The organism is Ohtaekwangia kribbensis, from assembly GCF_042676245.1.
Lineage (GTDB): Bacteria > Bacteroidota > Bacteroidia > Cytophagales > Cyclobacteriaceae > Ohtaekwangia > Ohtaekwangia kribbensis.
Map to the genome: position 1 here is coordinate 1207265 of NZ_JBHTKA010000007.1, position 19872 is coordinate 1227136.

10 protein-coding genes are annotated in these 19872 nt (G+C 45.6%); 8 read left to right on the forward strand and 2 right to left on the reverse strand.

Features of this window, described 5'->3' with window-relative positions:
• Positions 1-9 precede the first annotated feature (9 nt).
• The 8 genes from ACFQ21_RS20015 (at position 10) to ACFQ21_RS20050 (ending at position 14993) form a co-directional block, all read left to right on the forward strand.
• Positions 10-2016 (forward strand): RagB/SusD family nutrient uptake outer membrane protein, encoded by a 2007-nt coding sequence (locus ACFQ21_RS20015; RefSeq protein WP_377581704.1) that lies wholly within the window; start codon positions 10-12, stop codon positions 2014-2016.
• A 146-nt stretch (positions 2017-2162) separates the two neighbouring features.
• Complete coding sequence (locus ACFQ21_RS20020) at positions 2163-3152, forward strand: glycoside hydrolase family 43 protein (RefSeq protein ID WP_377581706.1); 990 nt, start codon at positions 2163-2165, stop codon at positions 3150-3152.
• A 138-nt stretch (positions 3153-3290) separates the two neighbouring features.
• Positions 3291-4394 carry a glycoside hydrolase family 88/105 protein gene (locus ACFQ21_RS20025; RefSeq protein WP_377581708.1) on the forward strand — a complete coding sequence of 368 codons (1104 nt, stop codon included), beginning with the start codon at positions 3291-3293 and terminating at the stop codon, positions 4392-4394.
• A gap of 46 nt (positions 4395-4440) precedes the next feature.
• The gene (locus ACFQ21_RS20030) at positions 4441-5685 is read left to right on the forward strand and encodes a DUF2264 domain-containing protein (protein ID WP_377581710.1); all 1245 of its coding nucleotides are present in this window, start codon (positions 4441-4443) and stop codon (positions 5683-5685) included.
• A gap of 12 nt (positions 5686-5697) precedes the next feature.
• Positions 5698-9792 (forward strand): hybrid sensor histidine kinase/response regulator, encoded by a 4095-nt coding sequence (locus tag ACFQ21_RS20035; RefSeq protein ID WP_377581712.1) that lies wholly within the window; start codon positions 5698-5700, stop codon positions 9790-9792.
• A gap of 29 nt (positions 9793-9821) precedes the next feature.
• Positions 9822-11078, forward strand: a complete 1257-nt coding sequence (locus ACFQ21_RS20040) for a family 43 glycosylhydrolase (protein WP_377581714.1) — start codon at positions 9822-9824, stop codon at positions 11076-11078.
• Positions 11079-11234: 156 nt separating this feature from the next.
• Positions 11235-13100, forward strand: coding sequence for a glycoside hydrolase family 35 protein (locus ACFQ21_RS20045; RefSeq protein ID WP_377581717.1), 1866 nt, complete (start codon positions 11235-11237; stop codon positions 13098-13100).
• Positions 13101-13136: 36 nt separating this feature from the next.
• A complete protein-coding gene (locus ACFQ21_RS20050) occupies positions 13137-14993 on the forward strand; it encodes a glycoside hydrolase family 2 protein (RefSeq protein ID WP_377581720.1) in 1857 nt (618 codons plus the stop codon).
• 113 nt (positions 14994-15106) lie between these two features.
• Here ACFQ21_RS20050 and ACFQ21_RS20055 read toward each other — a convergent pair whose 3' ends face one another.
• Entirely contained in the window at positions 15107-16642 is a 1536-nt protein-coding gene (locus tag ACFQ21_RS20055) for a RagB/SusD family nutrient uptake outer membrane protein (RefSeq protein ID WP_377581723.1), read from the reverse strand.
• Between the two features lie 19 nt (positions 16643-16661).
• Positions 16662-19700 (reverse strand): SusC/RagA family TonB-linked outer membrane protein, encoded by a 3039-nt coding sequence (locus ACFQ21_RS20060; RefSeq protein WP_377581725.1) that lies wholly within the window; start codon positions 19698-19700, stop codon positions 16662-16664.
• Positions 19701-19872 lie beyond the last annotated feature (172 nt).

Below are 19872 nucleotides of genomic sequence, written 5' to 3' on the forward strand. Positions count from 1 at the left end.
TAACGAGCAATGAAAAATACGTTTAAAGATATACGCGCTATAGTGGGGAAGCTTCTGATACTTGTACCGTTCGTAGTATTTCCCAGTTGTTCCGATGAATTTCTGGAACCCGACCCGCTGTCATTTTATGAACCGTCTACTACGCTGAGTACGGAGTCTGGCCTGCAGGCTGTGCTGGCGATGGCAGATCGACACCTGCGAAGTTACTGGACATTCTACAACAGCTCGAACAATAATATATCGGTTCCGATAGCAACCGAGTATATGTTTTCGGAAATGGCTGTTGCCAGCAAGACGGATGATGGCGGTATGTTCTCGGATATAGCCAACGTGCTTACGCCAACAGGAGGTGCAGAGAACGGAGATCGTAACCGCATCAGTTACTTCTGGGACGAGACGTACAATGGAATTAAATACGCGAACACGATCACCAGTTTTATTGAGAATGTGAAAGGTCTGGATGAAGCAACGAAGAACGCGTATCTTGGAAGAGCATACTTCCATCGTTCCTTCCGCTATCTCACACTTGTGTTTCAATTCGGAGATGTTCCGTTGGTAACTAAAATTCTTCAGGTGCCTAAACAGAATTACCGCTCTACGAAGAAGGAAGCGATCCTGGAGATGATCACCAAGGACATGGAGTTTGCCGTGGAGTGGGTGCCCGATCAAAAAGACATGGGATATATAGGCATGATCAACAAAGGTGCTTGCCGCCAGTTGCTGATCAAATGTTACCTCGCTACCGGACAGTTTGAAAAAGCGAAGGAGCAGGCAGATATACTGATCAGTCAATCCGGATATCAACTCATGCAGACTACATTTGGTACCTTCAATGATGGTGGCGAACCGCAGACCTGGCCGATTACGCGAAATGTAATTTGGGACTTGCATCGTCCTGAAAACAAATTGATCGGTGCCAACAAAGAAGTAATTCTGGGTATGCCTAATCGCGGCACTACATCGGAGTCGTTCATTCAATTTCTGACGATGCGAATCTTTGGACCGTTCTGGAATGATGGCAACGGTACAAAAACACCAGATGGTAAAAATGCAGTAAACAACTATGCACGTAACAACACATCGAACTATAATTCACAGTATGATTACCTGCGAGCGGTAGGCCGTGGTATAGGTACATTTCGTCCTACATATTTTGCTACGCATGCTGTATGGAATGTAAATGGACAGAATGACGAAGGTGACTTGCGTCATAACAGCACCGTAGGTAACTGGGGCAAGATGACTTCGCTGAAGTATAATGATAAGACATCTGCGTGGTATGGTCAAAACCTGGTTCTTCGTCACCCGACTACAAACGCTCTGTTGTGTAGCGATACAATCCGCGACTGGTTTGACTGGCCTCATTACAAACTATATCTCGAAGATGTACTTGCAGAAGCAAACCCGGGTGCCACGCAGTTCAACGGTGCTACCAACGGTGGCAATGCTGACTGGTATTTTTACCGCCTGGCAGAAACATACCTGCTGCGTGCCGAAGCTAAATTCTATTTAGGCGATGCTGCTTCTGCTGCAGAAGATGTAAATGAAGTTCGTAAGCGAGCATTGTGTACACAGCTATACTCGACCGTTACGATTGGCGACATCATGAACGAGCGCGCACGCGAGCTATACCTGGAAGAGTGGCGTAACGTAGAATTGAGTCGTGTCTCATACTGCCTGGCACTGAGTGGCAAGTCAGACGAGTGGGGTAATTCTTACGATGTTAATACGTTCGACAAGCAGTCAGGTACAGATGCAACCGGCGGCAGCTACTGGTATCAGCGCATCATGCACTATAGCATATATAACAAAGGCTCTGTAAGCGTGAGAACCGGTACGTTCAACTATACCATGGACAAGCGTAACTTTTACTGGCCTATACCCAATGCTGCTATAACAGCGAACAACAAAGGCGTGCTGAGTCAAAACTATGGTTATGCCGGTTATGATGCTGCTACACCGAAGTGGGAAACCTGGGAGGAAGCTGTTGCTGATGAAGATAAAGTGACCGATTAGAAGCAGCATCGGAGTTTGTTAAGTGTGCCGTAAGCGTAAGTTGCTTACGGCATACTTGTATGAAAGACTATTCGTTTTTTAGAAGTATATTATCCCGGTATATTGGTTCAATAATTGTATATCGTTTGAACACCCTGCATGTACTTATGAGCAAGATTATATTCATCTTCTTATCCATTACATTTTTTTCAGGCTTTGCGCAACAACCTTCTTCCGCTGAAAAAGACCGGTCAGCATACTTGTTTGTGTACTTTACCGGTAATGCAGTAGCGGATGAATCAATTCACTATGCGGTGAGCATCGATGGACTAAATTTCTTCGCCTTAAATAATAATAAACCTGTTGTGGATTCAAAAGCGATAAGCTCAACGGGCGGTGTTCGCGATCCTCATATTCTGCGAAGCAACGATGGAAAAACTTTCTATATGGTTGTTACCGATATGACTTCCTCGAAAGGCTGGAACTCCAATCGTGCCATGGTGCTCATGAGATCAGATGATTTGGTGTACTGGCAATCCAGCGTCATCAACATGCAAAAGAGATTTTCGAACCAGGATAGCTTGTTGCGTGTATGGGCGCCACAGACTATTTACGATCCGCAAGAGAATAAGTATATGGTATACTGGTCGATGAAGCATGGCCGCAAAGGAGAAGATATTATATACTATGCTTACGCGAATGAAGCCTTTACGGATTTGGAAAGCGAACCGAAGCAATTGTTTTTTCCTGCAAATGGTAAGTCCTGTATTGATGGTGATATAGTTTTCAAAGACGGAGTATATCATTTATTCTATAAAACCGAAGGTCACGGTAACGGCATCCGGAAAGCTACATCCACTTCGTTGACTTCCGGTAAATGGTCGGAGCAAGAGAACTACTTACAGCAAACCAAAGATGCCGTGGAGGGCGCATGCGTTTTCAAACTTCATAATTCTCCTGAGTATATATTGATGTACGATGTATATACCAAGGGTAGATATGAATTTACCCGAAGCAAAACACTCGATTCGTTCACGCTGGTGGAAAATGTTTCCATGGACTTTCATCCAAGACACGGAGCGGTGATCAGCATCACGCGCGATGAATTGAATCGGTTAATAAAGCAGTGGGGCAGGCCCGAGCGTTTTCGGGAGTAACTGATGCTTTAGTATTTCATAACGTAAGTCCCTCGCGATATAGCCTGCGAGTATAATTGTTAGACGTGGGATCATAAAAATTTCGTGTGTATCCTGCCCGAATTGGAATTTAGACATCACATTAACCTCTACTGTAACGTGAATCAGAATCATTCGAAAAAGAAATTATATTTCATCGTAGTCGGTACGATGATGCTTATCGTCCTGACAACCTCAGGCTTGTTAGCAGAAATGTTTGCCGATATATTTTCTAAAAAAAGTATACTGTCTCAAATGCGTAAGGTGTGCGACTGGCAATTGGCAAACCCGGTTTCGTTCAACGCGAAGAATGACAACGATTGGGCACGCGCTGCTTTTTATACCGGTGTAATGGCAACCTATCGCACAACACAGGATGCCAGGTATCTGGATGCTGCTACAGCCTGGTCGGAATCATTTGATTGGAAATTAGCCGAGCGCCTGCGACATGCCGATGATCACGCCAAAGGACAAACCTATCTCGAACTTTACGATCTGAAAAAGGATCCGCAGATGATTGCTGATATACAGCACACATTCGATTCGCTTATGGCAAATCCAAAGCCGGGCCGCGAAGACTGGTGGTGGTGTGATGCGCTGTTTATGGCGCCACCTGTACTTGCTAAATTAGCGGTTGCTACGGGAGACCAGCGCTATCTTGATTTTCTCAACACGATGTTCTGGGATGCGCATGAATTTCTGTATGATCCGCAGGAACATCTTTTCTATCGCGATCAATCGTACTTTAACAAGAAGACACCGCAGGGTAAAAAAACATTCTGGGCTCGGGGCAACGGTTGGGTTATGGCCGGAACCGTACGTGTATTGCAGGTGCTTCCCAAAGATAATCCGGCCTATGAAAAATATATAGCCTTGCTTCGCGAGATGGCAGCCTCTGTAAAAGCTATACAGGGTAAAGATGGTCTGTGGCGCCCAAGCCTGCTGGATGAAAGCGAAGTGCCGCACCCGGAAACCAGCGGTACAGCATTCTTCTGCTACGCATTTGCCTGGGGAATTAACCGGGGATTGTTAGATAAAACAGAATATTTACCGGTTGTCAAAAATGCATGGGAAGGACTAAATAAATACGTCACGAAAGAGGGTAAATTACAGTGGGTACAACCCATCGGAGCTTCACCCGATAAAGTTACCATTGACAATTACCAGGAATATGGTGCCGGTGCATTTTTACTGGCCGGAAGCGAAATTTATAAAATGGAATAGCACACGGTATATATACCTATATATCAATGTACGGGAACGATAAAAAATGATCAGGAGAAATTTTTTAAAAGGCTTTTCGCTGCTGGGAGCCGGCAGCACGTTAGCACCGCTGTTGAGTATCAAACAACCGGAACTATATTTCAAAGAAGTCCGTACCGACCGTGAGTACTGGGTCAACATGGTAACGCGTGTCGCGGAGCCGGTCTTATCGGCACTGCAGCAGGATCGTATCAAAGAACTGATGCCTGTAGAGTGTGTGGAGGGAGAGTTGTCTTCGCGAAAGGAAGTTACGTACCTCGAGGCATTGGGACGCACGCTGGCCGGACTGGCGCCCTGGCTTGAGCTCGGTGCTGATCAAACCAAAGAAGGTCAGCTTCGACAGAAGTTCATTGCGTTATCAGCGAAGGCTATTCAGCATGCTGTTACACCTGCAGCGAAGAGCTATATGAACTTTACGCAGTTGCGTCAGCCACTGGTTGATGCCGCGTTTCTCGCACATGCACTGTTGCGCGCACCGAAGCAACTCTGGGGCAATCTTGATGCGGCAACACAGCAACATCTTGTTACAGCACTTCGCTCAACCCGTGTTATAAAACCGTATTATTCCAACTGGCTTCTTTTCAGCGCGATGATTGAAGCTGCGCTGTTGAAATTTACCAACGACTATGATACCGTGCGTATAGACTATGCGTTGAAATCGCACGAGGAATGGTATAAAGGCGATGGTATATATGGCGATGGTCCGGATTTTCATTTCGACTATTACAACAGCTACGTTATCCAACCGATGCTGCTGGATATACTGAAGGTGTTGAATGAAGGAAAGGACGATGGCAAAGAATTGTCAGCGAGGGTACTCAAGCGCGCGCAACGCTATGCTGAAATTCAGGAACGACTCATATCACCGGAAGGAACATTTCCTCCGGTCGGTCGCTCGCTGGCCTATCGGTGCGGTGCATTTCAATTGTTGAGTCAGGTGGCATTGCAAAAGCAATTGCCTGCGCATATCAAACCGGCACAGGTTCGCAGTGCACTTACTGCGGTGATCAAAAAGACACTGGAAGCTCCGGGAACGTTCGACACCAACGGCTGGTTAACGATTGGTTTGGCCGGACATCAGGCGGAGGTCGGTGAATCCTATATTTCAACGGGAAGCTTGTATTTGTGTACCGTTTCTTTTCTTCCGTTGGGTTTACCAGCAGACGATGAATTCTGGAATTCTCCTGATGCCGATTGGACAAGTAAAAAAGCTTTTGCAGGAATGAAGTTCCCGATTGACAAGGCGATTTAATATCTTCAAGGTATGTACCGGACTGAATATAGCTTCCGTCTTTTATTTTCGATAGCGCTGATGCTGGCGTGTGGATTTTCTCATGAGAGTTTCGCGCAGCCTATTCGTGACAAGATCATCAAGCGCTATAGTATAAAAGACGGATTGTCTCAGGCGGTAGTGAACAGTATATCGCAGGACGATAAGGGATGGATGTGGTTTGCCACAGACGATGGACTGAACCGCTTCGATGGCTATGCCTTCACGGTATTTAAGTTCGATAAGAGCGGACCCAACCAGTTTCACGACAACTTCGTGCAACGGATATTTAAAGATTCACAAGGAAGATTGTGGGTGTCATCCCGAAGAGGACTATATCAATTCGATCTGTCTACACAAAAGTGGACCGTGTTTCTGAATCCAAACGGCAAAAACGATGTATCCTATATTTCCGAAAGCAATACCGGTAAATTGTGGATCGGCTGGTATTTTGGTGGTATAGGTATATTCTATCCGTCTACGGGTAAATATGATACAACGCAAACTTTCAAGCTGAACAGTACAGCGACCATCACTGTTTTCGAAGACAGCTATGGCTATATATGGTCGGGCGCACAGAATACGGGCCTCGATGTATTCCGCACGCGTGAAGGAAAAAATCATGAAAAGATTGAAGCATATTCTGCCAGCGACATCTTGCCTTCGCAGTATGTGAAATGTTTCCTGGAAGATCACCTCGGCAACATCTGGATCGGTACCACCAAAGGACTCGTACTTTTCATTCGGGCAGAGGGTAAATTTGTTGTGCTCGATACTATACTTCCTGCGCAGCGTGGTGTGTTTTCATTGCTGGAGGATAAAGATAAAACGCTCTGGATCGGAACACAGGGAAATGGTATCTATACCGTAAACCTGCAGGACTTCGATGGTCGCAAGGTAGATCGATTGTCATCGCGACACGTTACCGCCCTGGATGCATTTGATATATCTCAGCATACCATCCGGTCTATATATCAGGATCGTGACAACAACATCTGGATCGGTACCCACGGCGATGGTATCTATATGGTGAGCAGTGAAGAGAAGAACTTCATGAAGGTGGAGGTGAAACGCATTGTCGGTGCTGCCGAGAGCATGGTGCCCTTCTATGGATTGTGTAATGATGACGATGGTAATATATGGGCTGGTACAGACTCCAAAGGGATCTATAAATTTTCTGCTGAAGGTAAACTGCTGCGTCATTACGATGCAGATGGAAAGCCGGGGAGCATTGGCGATGATGTAGTCTATAGTGCACTTCGCGATTACCATGGTAATTTATGGTTTGGAACGTTGGCACATGGTATATATCGATACGATGAGAAAACCGATTTATTTGTACACTATCCGCGGTCAACGAATGATGCTCCGGTACCGCTGGGACATCGCGTATCGCTTCTCTTCGAAGATTCAAAACGAAATATATGGGTAGGAGCAACGCGCGGTGGCCTCAGTATGCTTGACAAAGCAGACAGGACCTTTAAAATAAATAAAGATGCCTCTATATTTTCGACCATCGATGTGCGTGCCATGGCAGAAGACAAGAACGGAAAATTATGGTTAGGGTGTTATGGCAACGGTCTGTTGTCCTATGATCCGGACACACGGCAGGTGGAGAATATTTTCTCGGGCACGGAGTCTACCAACCTTTTGCAGAGCAACGTTGTACACGCGTTGGCCATTGACAAGGACAATACACTCTGGATCGGAACCGGTGGTGGACTCGGTGCTTATAACCTGAATGATAAAACGTTTAAGCGCTATACCGATGAAGACGGTTTGATCAACAACACGGTCTTTGGTATACAGATTGACGAACAGCAAAATGTATGGTGCAGTACCATCAGCGGTATATCGCGATTTGATCATGCTACCAAAACTTTTTCCAATTATACTTCCAACGATGGTTTGCAGGTGGGACAATTTACTCCGGGCTCATCGTTGAATAATATACCGAAAGGATATATAGGCTTTGGCGGAACGTATGGTTTCAATTTGTTTTACCCGCAGAAAGTAACGAATAGCAAAATCGTACCCGACATAAAACTTTCGGGGTTTCGACTGTTTAACAAGCCGGTAAAAATTGGTGGCGACACTGAAGATGATATTCTTGAAAAGGTAATTGATGAAACGGAGCATCTCACGTTGCGGCACGATCAGGCTTCGTTTACGTTCGAGTTCACAGCACTGGACTACAGCGGGCCAGAGAAATGCGAATATGCCTATAAGCTTGAAGGCGTTGATGCAGACTGGAACTATATCGGTAATCAGCGAACGGCATCGTATCGCTATTTGTCACCGGGTACGTACGAGTTTAAAGTGAAAGCTACGAACCAGTCCAATACCTGGCCGGCAAAGTTTGCTCACGTTAAGGTAACTGTAGCCCCACCGTTGTGGCGTACGCCCCTGGCATACGTTACCTATGCACTTATACTCGGACTGGCCGGCTGGAGTATATTTTCCATTCGCAAGCGGCAGCTCTATCTGAAGAAGCGCGTGAAGAGCGAGAAGAACAAACGCAGACGCGAGCGTCAGGTTGTGCACGACAAGCTCGCTTTTTTTACTGAAGTGTCGCACGAGTTCAAAACACCGCTAACGCTGATCATTGGGCCGTTGGAAGAAATGATGTCCAAAGAGAACAATGATACACCCAATAGCAAGAAGTTGCACATGGTGCATCGCAATGCGCACAAGCTGTTAACACTTATCAACAAGCTGCTTGATTACAGAAAGATCGAGAGCGGCAAGATGATGCTCACCATCCGCCAGGTCGACATTGTACCGTTCATTGAAGATATATTCATAAATTTCAAGGAGTTGTCCAACCGGCCGAATGTACACTTTGAATTCTATACGGAAGAGAAATCCATCTATACCTGGATCGATCCGGAAAAAATGGAAATGGTGCTGACCAACATCGTTTCAAATTCTTTTAAATATATAGGGGAAGGCAACGCGATCAGTATCACCGTAAAAAAGGAACTGTGTGTTGATGGTAAAGAGTGTGTTTGTATCGAAGTAAAAGATAATGGCATTGGTATCGAGAGAGACCAGGTGCGGTATATATTTGACTGGTTTTATCACGGCAACGCCAATAATCACATAAGCTCCGGTATAGGGCTGGCTTTGGCCAAGAAACTGGTATACCTGCACAAGGGTGAAATATATGCTGATAGCACGGTAGGATCAGGTTCCGTATTCAAGGTAAAGATACCCTTGGGTAAAGATCACTTTGAATCGCACGAGGTTATCATCGATACGGATAAGACAACCGAGCTCGAAGCCGAACTGCAGGAGCAGGAAGAATACGAAGAGGGACAGAGCACGCATGCAAAAAAAGGACTTAAGACAATCCTCCTGGTGGAAGATGATGAAGAGGTACGTTCGTTCCTGAAAGAGTATCTGAGTCCCGGCTATCGAATTATTGAAACGAGTGATGGCAAGCAGGCCCTGGAAGCTGCGTTCGATAATAATCCGGACCTAGTCTTGAGTGATATCATGATGGCTGAGATGGATGGTATGGAACTCTGCCACGCTCTCAAGCAGAACATCAAGACCAGCCATATACCGGTTGTACTTTTAACAGCGCGTGCAGCACATAGCCAGCACAAAGCAGGATTGGAGACAGGTGCAGATGCCTATATAACAAAGCCGTTCAGTCCGGAGATATTGTCGCTTACGATCAACAATCTTTTGCAGGCGCGCGAAAATTCAAGACGCTATTATCGGACACTCTTCCTCACAGACGAGAAGCCAACGATCGCCTCTCCGGATGAAAAGTTATTGCAACAGATATTTGAAGTTGTAAAAGTAAACATGAACAATGCTGACCTGAGTGTTGATGCTGTTAGTCATGAAGTAGGCTTGAGTAAAACTATTCTTTATAAAAAGATAAAGCAGCTTACAGGGCTATCGCCCATCGAGTATATCCGTTCCTTGCGGATTTCAGAGGCAGCCAAACTGTTGCGTACACAGCAATATAAAGTATATGAGGTGGTATATATGGTGGGATTTTCAGATCTCAAATATTTTCGAAAGTGTTTTATCAAAGAATTCGGATATCCGCCATCACAGCTTCTTGAAAAGTAAAATGTTAAATGTTGCAAACCTATAGCAGAATGTATCGGATTTTTATACTGTTCATAATATCAGTTGTATTGAGTTTTGTTGCCAGTGCTCAATCAGAACAAAATGAAGCGAAACCGGAGCCGGATAATATACCGCTGCGTTCGCAGTCAACATATGTTAAGCGTAATAATATGGTGTATAACGATTCGCTTAAGCTTGTCTCACTGCCGGTAAAGCCCGGAACGAATCTTAAAACATTCGACCCTGCGTTTGCATCAGATGCCGGTGTGAAAATATATCCTTCCGGCAAAACCGATTTCAGCAAAGGTCCTGTAGAGTATACCGTTTCAGCGCAAGGTAAAACAACCCGGTATAAAGTGGAAGTATATATAGCGGGCAACCCCGTGCTGGAAGGTTACTTTGCAGACCCGGATATACTATACTCGTTCAACAAGAAAAAATTCTATTTATATCCTACCAGCGATGGTTTTCAGAGTTGGTCAGGCACGTATTTCAAAACCTTCTCATCAAGCAACCTCATCGATTGGAAAGACGAAGGTGTTATTCTCGATCTAAAGAAAGATGTACCGTGGGGACCTCGTAATGCCTGGGCACCTACAGCGATCGAACGTCTTGTGAACGGGAAATATAAATACTTCTTTTACTTTACAGCTGCACAAAAGATTGGTGTGGCAACTGCTGATGATCCTGCCGGACCGTTCAAGGATTCCGGTACACCATTGATTGATTTTAAACCGGCCGGTATTACCAATGGACAAGAGATCGACCCGATGGTGTTTGCTGATCCCGTCTCCAAAAAATATTATTTATACTGGGGAAATGGATACCTGGCGGCAGCCGAACTCAATGACGACATGCTCTCCATCAAACGTGAGACACTTACCTTGATGACTCCGGATGAAACGTTTCGCGAGGGCACCTATGTGTTTGTGCGAAACGGTATATATTATTTCATGTGGTCGGAGGATGATACGCGGAGTCCTAACTACAAAGTCAGGTATGCAACCGCATCGTCACCGCTGGGACCTTTAACGATCGGAGAGGGCAACATCGTGATCCGGAAAAATCTGTCAGCACAAATTCATGGCACCGGCCATAATTCAGTGATACATGTACCGGGCACCGACAATTGGTACCTGGTATACCATCGGTTTACCTACCCGAAAGGTATAACGATGGGACGTTCGGCTGGATTTAATCGCGAGGTTTGTATCGATGAACTCCGGTTTGATGCGGCTGGAACAATTATAGAGGTAGTACCGACTCTGCAGGGAATTGCGCATTGACACATGTCGTTTACCTCCGTTCTGTGTTACTATACACCCTGAACAAACCCGATAAGATCAAAGCACCAGCAAAGTATATCAATTTGCCCCCTTCATAACATGTGACAAACGTTGAATTTTAGCATAGATATTTAAACTATTAGCCCTTTGTTTATTATGACTACCAACCACAACTCCCGGTTTTTCCGAACCCCTGTTATTCTCTTGCTCATGCTCCTGCTGGTGTCTCATTCCGCATGGACACAAACGAGTAAACATACCTTTGCCTTAGGCGACTCCACATTTCTGCTGGATGGAAAAACTTTCCTGATGATCTCGGGAGAGCTTCATTATCCGCGTATACCCAAAGAAGCATGGCGCCACCGCATGCGCATGGCAAAGGCTATGGGGTTGAACACGATCGGTACCTATGTTTTCTGGAATGTACACGAACCCGAAAAAGGCAAGTATGATTTTTCGGGTAACAATGATATAGCGGCCTTTGTAAAGATCGCGCAGGAAGAAGGACTGTGGGTGGTGCTGCGACCAAGCCCGTATGTTTGTGCCGAATGGGAATTCGGAGGATATCCATACTGGTTGCAGAAGGAAGAAGGACTGGTCGTTCGAAGTCTGGAACCGAAATTTATCACGGCTTATCGCAAGTATATACATGAAGTAGCCAGGCAGCTTGCACCGCTCCAGGTTAATCACGGGGGTAACATTTTAATGGTGCAGGTTGAAAATGAATATGGTTTTTATTCAAATGATAAAGCATACCTCGAAGAGAACAAGCGCCTCTTTATTGAAGCGGGTTTTGATGGCTTGCTATATACCTGCGATCCGGCTCCGAAAGTAAAGGATGGACATATACCGGGATTGTTACCCGCTGTAAATGGATTGGACAATCCGAAAGACGTAAAAGCACTTGTGCGTGAATATCACAATGGTAAAGGGCCGTTCTATATAGCGGAGTGGTACCCGGCATGGTTCGACTGGTGGGGTACTCCGCATCACACCGTTCCTGCCAAAGATCATGCTCCTAAACTTGATGCTGTACTGGCGGCTGGTATTTCCATTAACATGTATATGTTTCATGGCGGTACTACACGCGGATTTATGAACGGTGCAAACTATAACGATAAGAATCCATACGAGCCGCAGATCAGCAGCTACGATTATGATGCACCGCTGGACGAAGCCGGCAATGCTACTGAAAAATTCATGGAGTTCAGAAACGTGATTCAGAAGCATCTTCCGAAAGGACAGGTGTTGCCTGCTGTACCCGCACCTAAAAAAGCAGTAGCCCTTCCGTTGATTAACTTTTCAGGTGAATTGAATGCATTCGATATCGTATCTGCACCTGTAAAAAATGTACGTCCGCTTACATTCGAAGACCTGAACCAGGCGTATGGTTTTGTTCGGTACAGCACAACCCTGACGAACAAGAGTGGTGCCGGTATTCTGAAGATCAACGAGCTTCGCGATTATGGAATTGTTTTCATCAACGGCAAACGTGTTGGGGTATTGGACCGCAGACTTCGTCAGGATAGCCTCTCCGTTGTGATACCTGCCGGTGAGGTAAAACTGGATATACTCGTAGAGAACTTAGGCCGCATCAATTTCGGACCCTATTTGTTGAAGAACAGAAAAGGCATTACCGCTTCGGTAACGCTCAACAAGACTGAGTTACTGAATTGGGAGATGCGTTCATTGCCATTCAACAGTATTTCAAATCTCAAATTTACAAGAGCAGACAGGAAACTAACAGAAGGTCCGGTTATCAAAGTGGGAGAGTTTACATTAAACGAAGTTAACGATACCTACCTGGATATGCGTAAATGGGGTAAAGGTGTAGTGTGGATCAACGGACATAATTTGGGAAGATACTGGTCGATTGGTCCGCAGCAGACTATATATGTACCGGCAGAATGGTTAAAGGTTGGCAAGAACGAAGTTTATGTGTTGGAACTGCTGGAAACTTCTCAAAAGAGTATCGAGACATTGGCTAAACCAATTCTTGATTCAATCTCATCCGCTAATTAGAAACTATAGTTATGTTTAGGGTGTAATTCACGTGTTATGTTACCAGACTTATATCGATCAACTCTAAGATATGCATCGCTGTTGGCGTCTATTCTGTTGTCCATTGCTTCAAATGCACAGCAGGGCCTGATCGCCAATGTTGCCGCCAGAAAAACAGTAAGCCTCAATGGTGATTGGCAATATATAGTTGATCCGTATGAGACGGGTTTCTATAACTATCGCTGGCAGGAGCGGAGTGAGAATGATCGCGAGGCCTATTGGAACACGGATGTACCCGAGAACAAAACAGAGCGCAAGGAACATGGCTATACGGACGAGTATATACTACAGGTTCCGCAGGATTGGAACTCGCAGGATCCGAAGTTTCTATACTATGAGGGAACGGTGTGGTATAAAAAATCATTTAATGCTACGCTGCCATCGAACAACGAAAGTGTATATATACACTTTGGTGCTGTGAACTACGAGGCACACGTGTATCTCAATGGCCAGAAGCTGGGTATGCACACCGGAGGTTTTACGCCATTCAATTTCGAAATACCGCGTGGACTGCTAAGAGAAGAAAATAATTTCCTGGTAGTAAAGGTCGATAACAGGCGGCACAAGGATGCTGTACCAACCTTGAATACCGATTGGTGGAACTACGGTGGAATTACCCGTGATGTTAATCTCATTACGGTTCCTGCTACGTATATCCAAGACTATTTCGTTTCGCTGGACAGAGCATCTATTCATGAGAAACAGAAAACAATCAACGGCTGGGTGGTTCTTCACGGCGCTATCCGCAGTGATGTTACCATTGAAATACCCGAGTTGAAAGTAAAAACGAAAGCGGTGTATAAAACCGATACAGCATACTTTTCGATCAAGATAAAAAATCTGCAGTTGTGGACGCTTCAGTATCCGAAGCTATACCAGGTGATTGTCTCATCCGCAAACGACAGGGTTATTGACAAGGTTGGCTTCCGTACCATTGCAGTAAAGGGAAAGCAGATACTGCTTAATAATGTACCCGTATTTCTGCGCGGTATATGTATACATGAGGAAATACCGCAGGAGATGAGAAGAGCCAACGGGCGCAAAGATGCGCTGCAGTTACTCGGTCAGGCAAAGGAACTGAATGCAAACATGGTACGCCTGGCGCATTATCCGCACAACGAAGCGATGATGAAAGTTGCTGACTCACTCGGTATACTGGTGTGGTCTGAGATACCGGTATACTGGACAATTGATTTTGCAAATGCGGAAGTATTAAACAAAGCAAAGCAGCAGTTGCAGGAAATGATACAACGCGATCGCAACCGGGCCAGCATCGTGATCTGGTCGGTCGGAAATGAGACACCGGTGAACGAGTCGAGAACTAATTTTATGCGTGAGCTTGTATTCCGTGCCAGGGCATTGGACAATACACGCCTGGTTAGTGCTGCTCTCGAAGTACACAACGTAAACAGTACACAAACTATCGATGATCCGTTGGGACAATACACGGATATAGTATCGGTAAATGAATACCTTGGCTGGTATGGTGGACTGCCCAACAATTGTCGCAATGCAAAATGGGCCGTTAAGTATGACAAACCTTTATTCTTCAGCGAGACAGGAGCAGAGGCTCTTGGTGGTTTTCATGCTGATTCACTCACGCGTTGGAGTGAAGAATACCAGGAATGGTATTACCGTGAACAAATTGAAATGATGAAGCGCATGCCTGATAATTATGTAGGTATATCTCCGTGGATACTCAATGATTTTCGTTCACCAAAACGCAACAACCCGCTCTACCAGGAGGGCTGGAACAACAAAGGTCTCTTCGATCAGAAAGGCAACAAGAAGAAAGCGTTTTATGTGCTGAAACGATATTACGATGAAGTAGAAAAGGGGAGGAAGTCTCAATAGCAGACTATACAACGAGATAACCACGTATATATACTTCAACGCAAAGTCTCAAGTACACGGTAAAAAATAGAAAAGCCTCAGCGTTATTCTGAGGCTTTTTGTTTGTTCCGGCATTACCGCCACTCGTCATGTTGTATCAGGTTCTTGTTAACGTTGATCTCGCTTTGCGGCAATGGCCAGCGATATGATATAAACTGACGCGGGTATGCATCCGGGTAACCAAGCGCTTGTATGGCGGTCAGTTCATTCGCCATATACCATTCATAGCGTTCGCCAAGTTCTTCCCAGCGTACCAAGTCGAAGTAACGTAATCCCTCGAATGCCAGTTCTACTCTGCGTTCATGTTTAATTACTTCGAGAAGCGCTTCCGCAGTGAGGCCCGTTCCTTCTACATCTTCAACATGCGGCATGTCTACACGGTCGCGCACCTGGTTGACCAGTCCAATCACTTCACTTTCACTATAGCCACCTGCACTTACCAGTGCTTCAGCACGCATCAAGAGTATATCAGCATAACGTATTACATAGAAGTCCTGTGGCGAATCGAAATGATCTTCATCATTATTCTCCTCGGTATATTTGCGCTGATAATAAAAACCTTCCTGGTCCGTAACGGCATTACCTTTCCACGTGTCATTGTTGGAAACAAGGGTTGTACGGAAACGCGGATCACGGTTCGCAGAAGGATCAGCAGGGTCGTAGAGTGCAGATTCTGTTATTGGCAATCCATCGGTAGTGTAAAACTCTTCTGCAAGGTTCGGTAATGCACGTTGATAGTCGATCATCCCCCAGTAACCCGCGAAGGCAGAGCCATCATCGAGGAAGCGATCAAATGTAACGGCGAAAATTACTTCCTTGTCCTGTTCATGATCTGTTGTAAACAACGTGCTATAGTCAGCCGCTAAAGAATAATAACCAAGGTCGATCACTTTTTTAGCAGCCTCTGCAGCCTTGGTATATTCGTTATGATAAAGATATATACGGGCCAGTGTAGCGAGTGCAGCACCGCGGCTTATTCTGCCATATTCCGTGCCTGGAATTTCTCCCGGCAATGGTAAATCATTTACGATCGCTTCCACATCGCTTGTGATGAAGTTCACGATTTCATCGTGTGTATTTTTAGGCACCGATGCTTCCTGTACACTTTGTGGTTCGGTGATCAGCGGAACATCGTGAAAGGTCATCGCCAGAAGTGTATATACAGTAGCGCGAATTACTTTCGCTTCGGCTATCATACGATTCGCTGCCTGCGGATTGATGTTTGGAATCGTTGGGACATTGGCAATAACCTGGTTGGTGCGGCCTATAGCACGATACGCTGAACGCCATGTGTCGCCTAAGATCCATGATGTAGAGTTGTGCGTACCTTGTGCTATATCTCCGCCCGGCATCCATTGCCATGCGGTATATCCGTTGTCGGAGAGATAGTCGAGTCTCATCACACCGCCTGTCCACGGGTCTGAATCAAACAGCCATTGATCCTGCAGGGCAGAGTAACACCCCATGAGTGCCATCTTGGCATCATCTTCCGTTGTCCAGAAAGAATCGGAGCTTAAGTCGTTAAGCGACTTGCGATCAAGGAACTCGTCTGAGCATGCCGAGAATATAGTCAGCAGCGCGATCGTGATATATAGCTTGATATATTTCATATCGAAATGATTTACAAGGTTAGAAAGTAATGTTGAGACCGAATGAGTATGACTTCAGACCCGGGTATGCGCGGTTGCGTTCATCGCCTGTCGGACGCTCGGGATCAAACTCTTCAACATCGGTGAAGGTGACGAGGTTTGTACCGGTGAAGTACAGTCGCAGGTTTTGCATGGACAATCTTTCCGTCCACGCTTTCGGGAAGGTATATCCGAGTTGTACATTCTTCAGTCGCAGGTACGAAGCATCGCGCAGCCAGAAGCTCGACATAGCAAAGTTGTTGCTGTTGTTACCGAAGCGCGGGTACGCAGCATCTGTGTTTGTAGGAGTCCAATGATCCAGAACAGAGCTTGTAAATTGCCCAACGTTCTCTGTGTTATACCAATAGAAACGTTCTATACCGGATACACCCTGGAAGAACAGACTTAAGTCGAAGCCTTTATAGTCAGCACCCAGGTTAAATGCATAACTGAGTTTTGGAAACGGTTCACCGATGATCTGGCGATCATAATCGGCCGTGATCTTTCCATCCGGTATACCATTGGGACCGCTTATGTCTTTATACTTGATATCACCGGCACGCAGCGTTCCGAATTGCGTGGGCGCGTTCGCGAGTTCTTCTTCGGTATAGTATCCATCAGCAACATAACCGTAGTACGCACCGATGGGTTGACCGACTACATTTATCGTGTTGCCGCTGATCCAGTTCTCGAGTCCTGCAATGTCCGTAATTTCATTTTTTACCTGCGAGAAGTTTACACTGGCTGAGTAACCGAGATCACCTTTCCGATCCTGGTATGCTATATTTAGTTCCCAGCCTTTATTATCAACGGCTGCTACGTTTTGATACGGACCATTGTTAACACCCAGTGTTCCGGGTATAGGCAGGCGAATCAGAATGTCAGATGATTTCTTGTTAAAGTAATCGGCTGTGATCTGTAGTCGATCGTTCAGGAAATTCATATCCAGACCGATGTCTGTGATTGTAGTCTTTTCCCATGTTATATTTTCATTGGCAAGATCATTAATCGCTACACCTCCTGATACAATGCCACCGATCAGGTAATTGTTACCGGTAGCAAAATTCTGCGTATAGGCATAGTTACCAATTTCCTGGTTACCGAGTTGTCCCCAGCTCGCGCGTAGTTTCATAAAAGATATAACGTTGTTGTCAGCCAGGAAACTTTCACTGCTGATTACCCAGCCAGCGGATACAGAGGGAAACAAGCCATACCGTTCTGACTTTGGCATACGCGATGAGCCATCGTAGCGCATGTTCGCTTCGAAAAGATATTTATCATTATATATATAGTTGACGCGACCAAAGAATGATTGCAGGGCAACTTCATACGCATTGCCCGCTACCTGCGGGTTTTGTGATCCGGCATCAAGCTCGTGCAGGTTGTTGTTCGGAAAATTCTGACGATACGCATACATATAGTCGTTGCGTTCATATTGAGCGGTGTGTCCTAACAATACATTTATAGCATGCTGTCCTATAGTCTTGTCGTAGGTGAGGATATTTTCGAGCAACTGTCTTTTAAAGGTTGTGTTAGTGTTGCTCAGGTTGTTGTTTACATTCTGACTGATCACAACACCTTCCGGATTCAATTGTTTATAGGTGGGAACGAATCGTGAGTTTACACCGGAGACATTGATAGCACCCACACTGGTTTTAAACTTCAGCCCTTCGGTAAATTCATAGCTGGCAAACAGCTTGCCTTCCAAACGAGACTCCTGTGTTTCACTAAATCCTGTTGTTGCTGCCCATACGGTATTGCGAAATCCGACACGCGTTGGCTCAGCACCATCTACAAATCCAAACTCACCATTGGCATAACGAACCGGAATAGTAGGCTGCGTAAATCTGCGAATGCTATATACTATACTGTTGTCATCGTTAGACGATGCTGAGTTTAAAGAAGGCTCGTTATACTTTCGGTCATACCCGTACAGGTTGAGTCCTACTTTTAATTTTTTAGAGGCATCTATATCTATATTGGCACGCACACTGGTACGATTGGCATCGGTTCCTTTTAGCACCCCCAGCTGATCCATATACTGTGCAGACACCATATACTTTACATTCTGCGAACCGCCACTGATCGATGCATCGTAAGTTTGCATAATGCCGGTGCGGAATGTCTCATCCCACCAATCGGTATTCGCGAAATGATCGGGATCGGATCCGTCTCGCATCGCTTGTATCTGTTCAGCGGTATACGTGGGTGTGCCTCCGGTGGCAACATTCCATTCGTTGCGTATAGTGGCCCAATCCCATGAGTCAAGAAAATCCGGTTTCATGATCGGACTTTGAAAAGCTACGTTACTGTTCAGGTTGATACGTGCCTGTCCTTCCTTACCTCGTTTGGTTGTGATGATGATAACTCCGTTTGCTGCACGCACACCATATATAGCGGCAGAGGCTGCATCTTTGAGTACACTTATACTTTCAATATCAGCTACCGGTACCTGGTTGATCTGACTTTGAATTCCATCGACAATCACCAGCGGCTCTGCACCGGAGTTAAATGTACCGATACCACGGATGCGGATCTGAGGATCATCATTCCCCGGCTGACCGCTGAAGTTACTCACCGTTACACCCGGCATGCGTCCCTGAAAAAGACTAGCTGTGTTTGATACCGGTATAGATTTAACATCGTTGACATTGACGGATGCTACTGCACCCGTAAGGTTTGCTTTTTTCTGTTCTCCGTATCCGACTACCACTACTTCCTGCAGGGATTGAATGTCTGTCTCAAGCGAAACATTTACGGTTGTGTTGCTGCCTACGAGCACTTCCTGGTTTCGGAAGCCGACAAACGAGAAGACTAGTATAGCATCGCCATTGGGTATAGCTAATGTATAGTCGCCATCCGCGTTGGTGGTGGTACCGGAAGATGTACCCTTAACGATGATGCTTACACCGGGAAGCCCGGTTTGATCTTCTGAACTTACAACACGCCCGGAGACGGTGGTTTGTGCGAAGGCTGTTGTTGTAAACGCCAGCCACAGACACATCAGCAAGAGATGTGGTGTTTTAAAATACGTTAGCATAGTGATAGGTTTGAAAGGTTGGTGATAGTCAATGAGGACACGTGAAGCAGCCCTCATCGCTGATCGCTGTTTACCAGCGACTGTCGAAGAAGAGTAAAGTAGTCTCATGCGATTGAATTTGGTGTCTACAATAGTCGCAATCGTTTGCTCGCGACATAGAGAGAAATACATC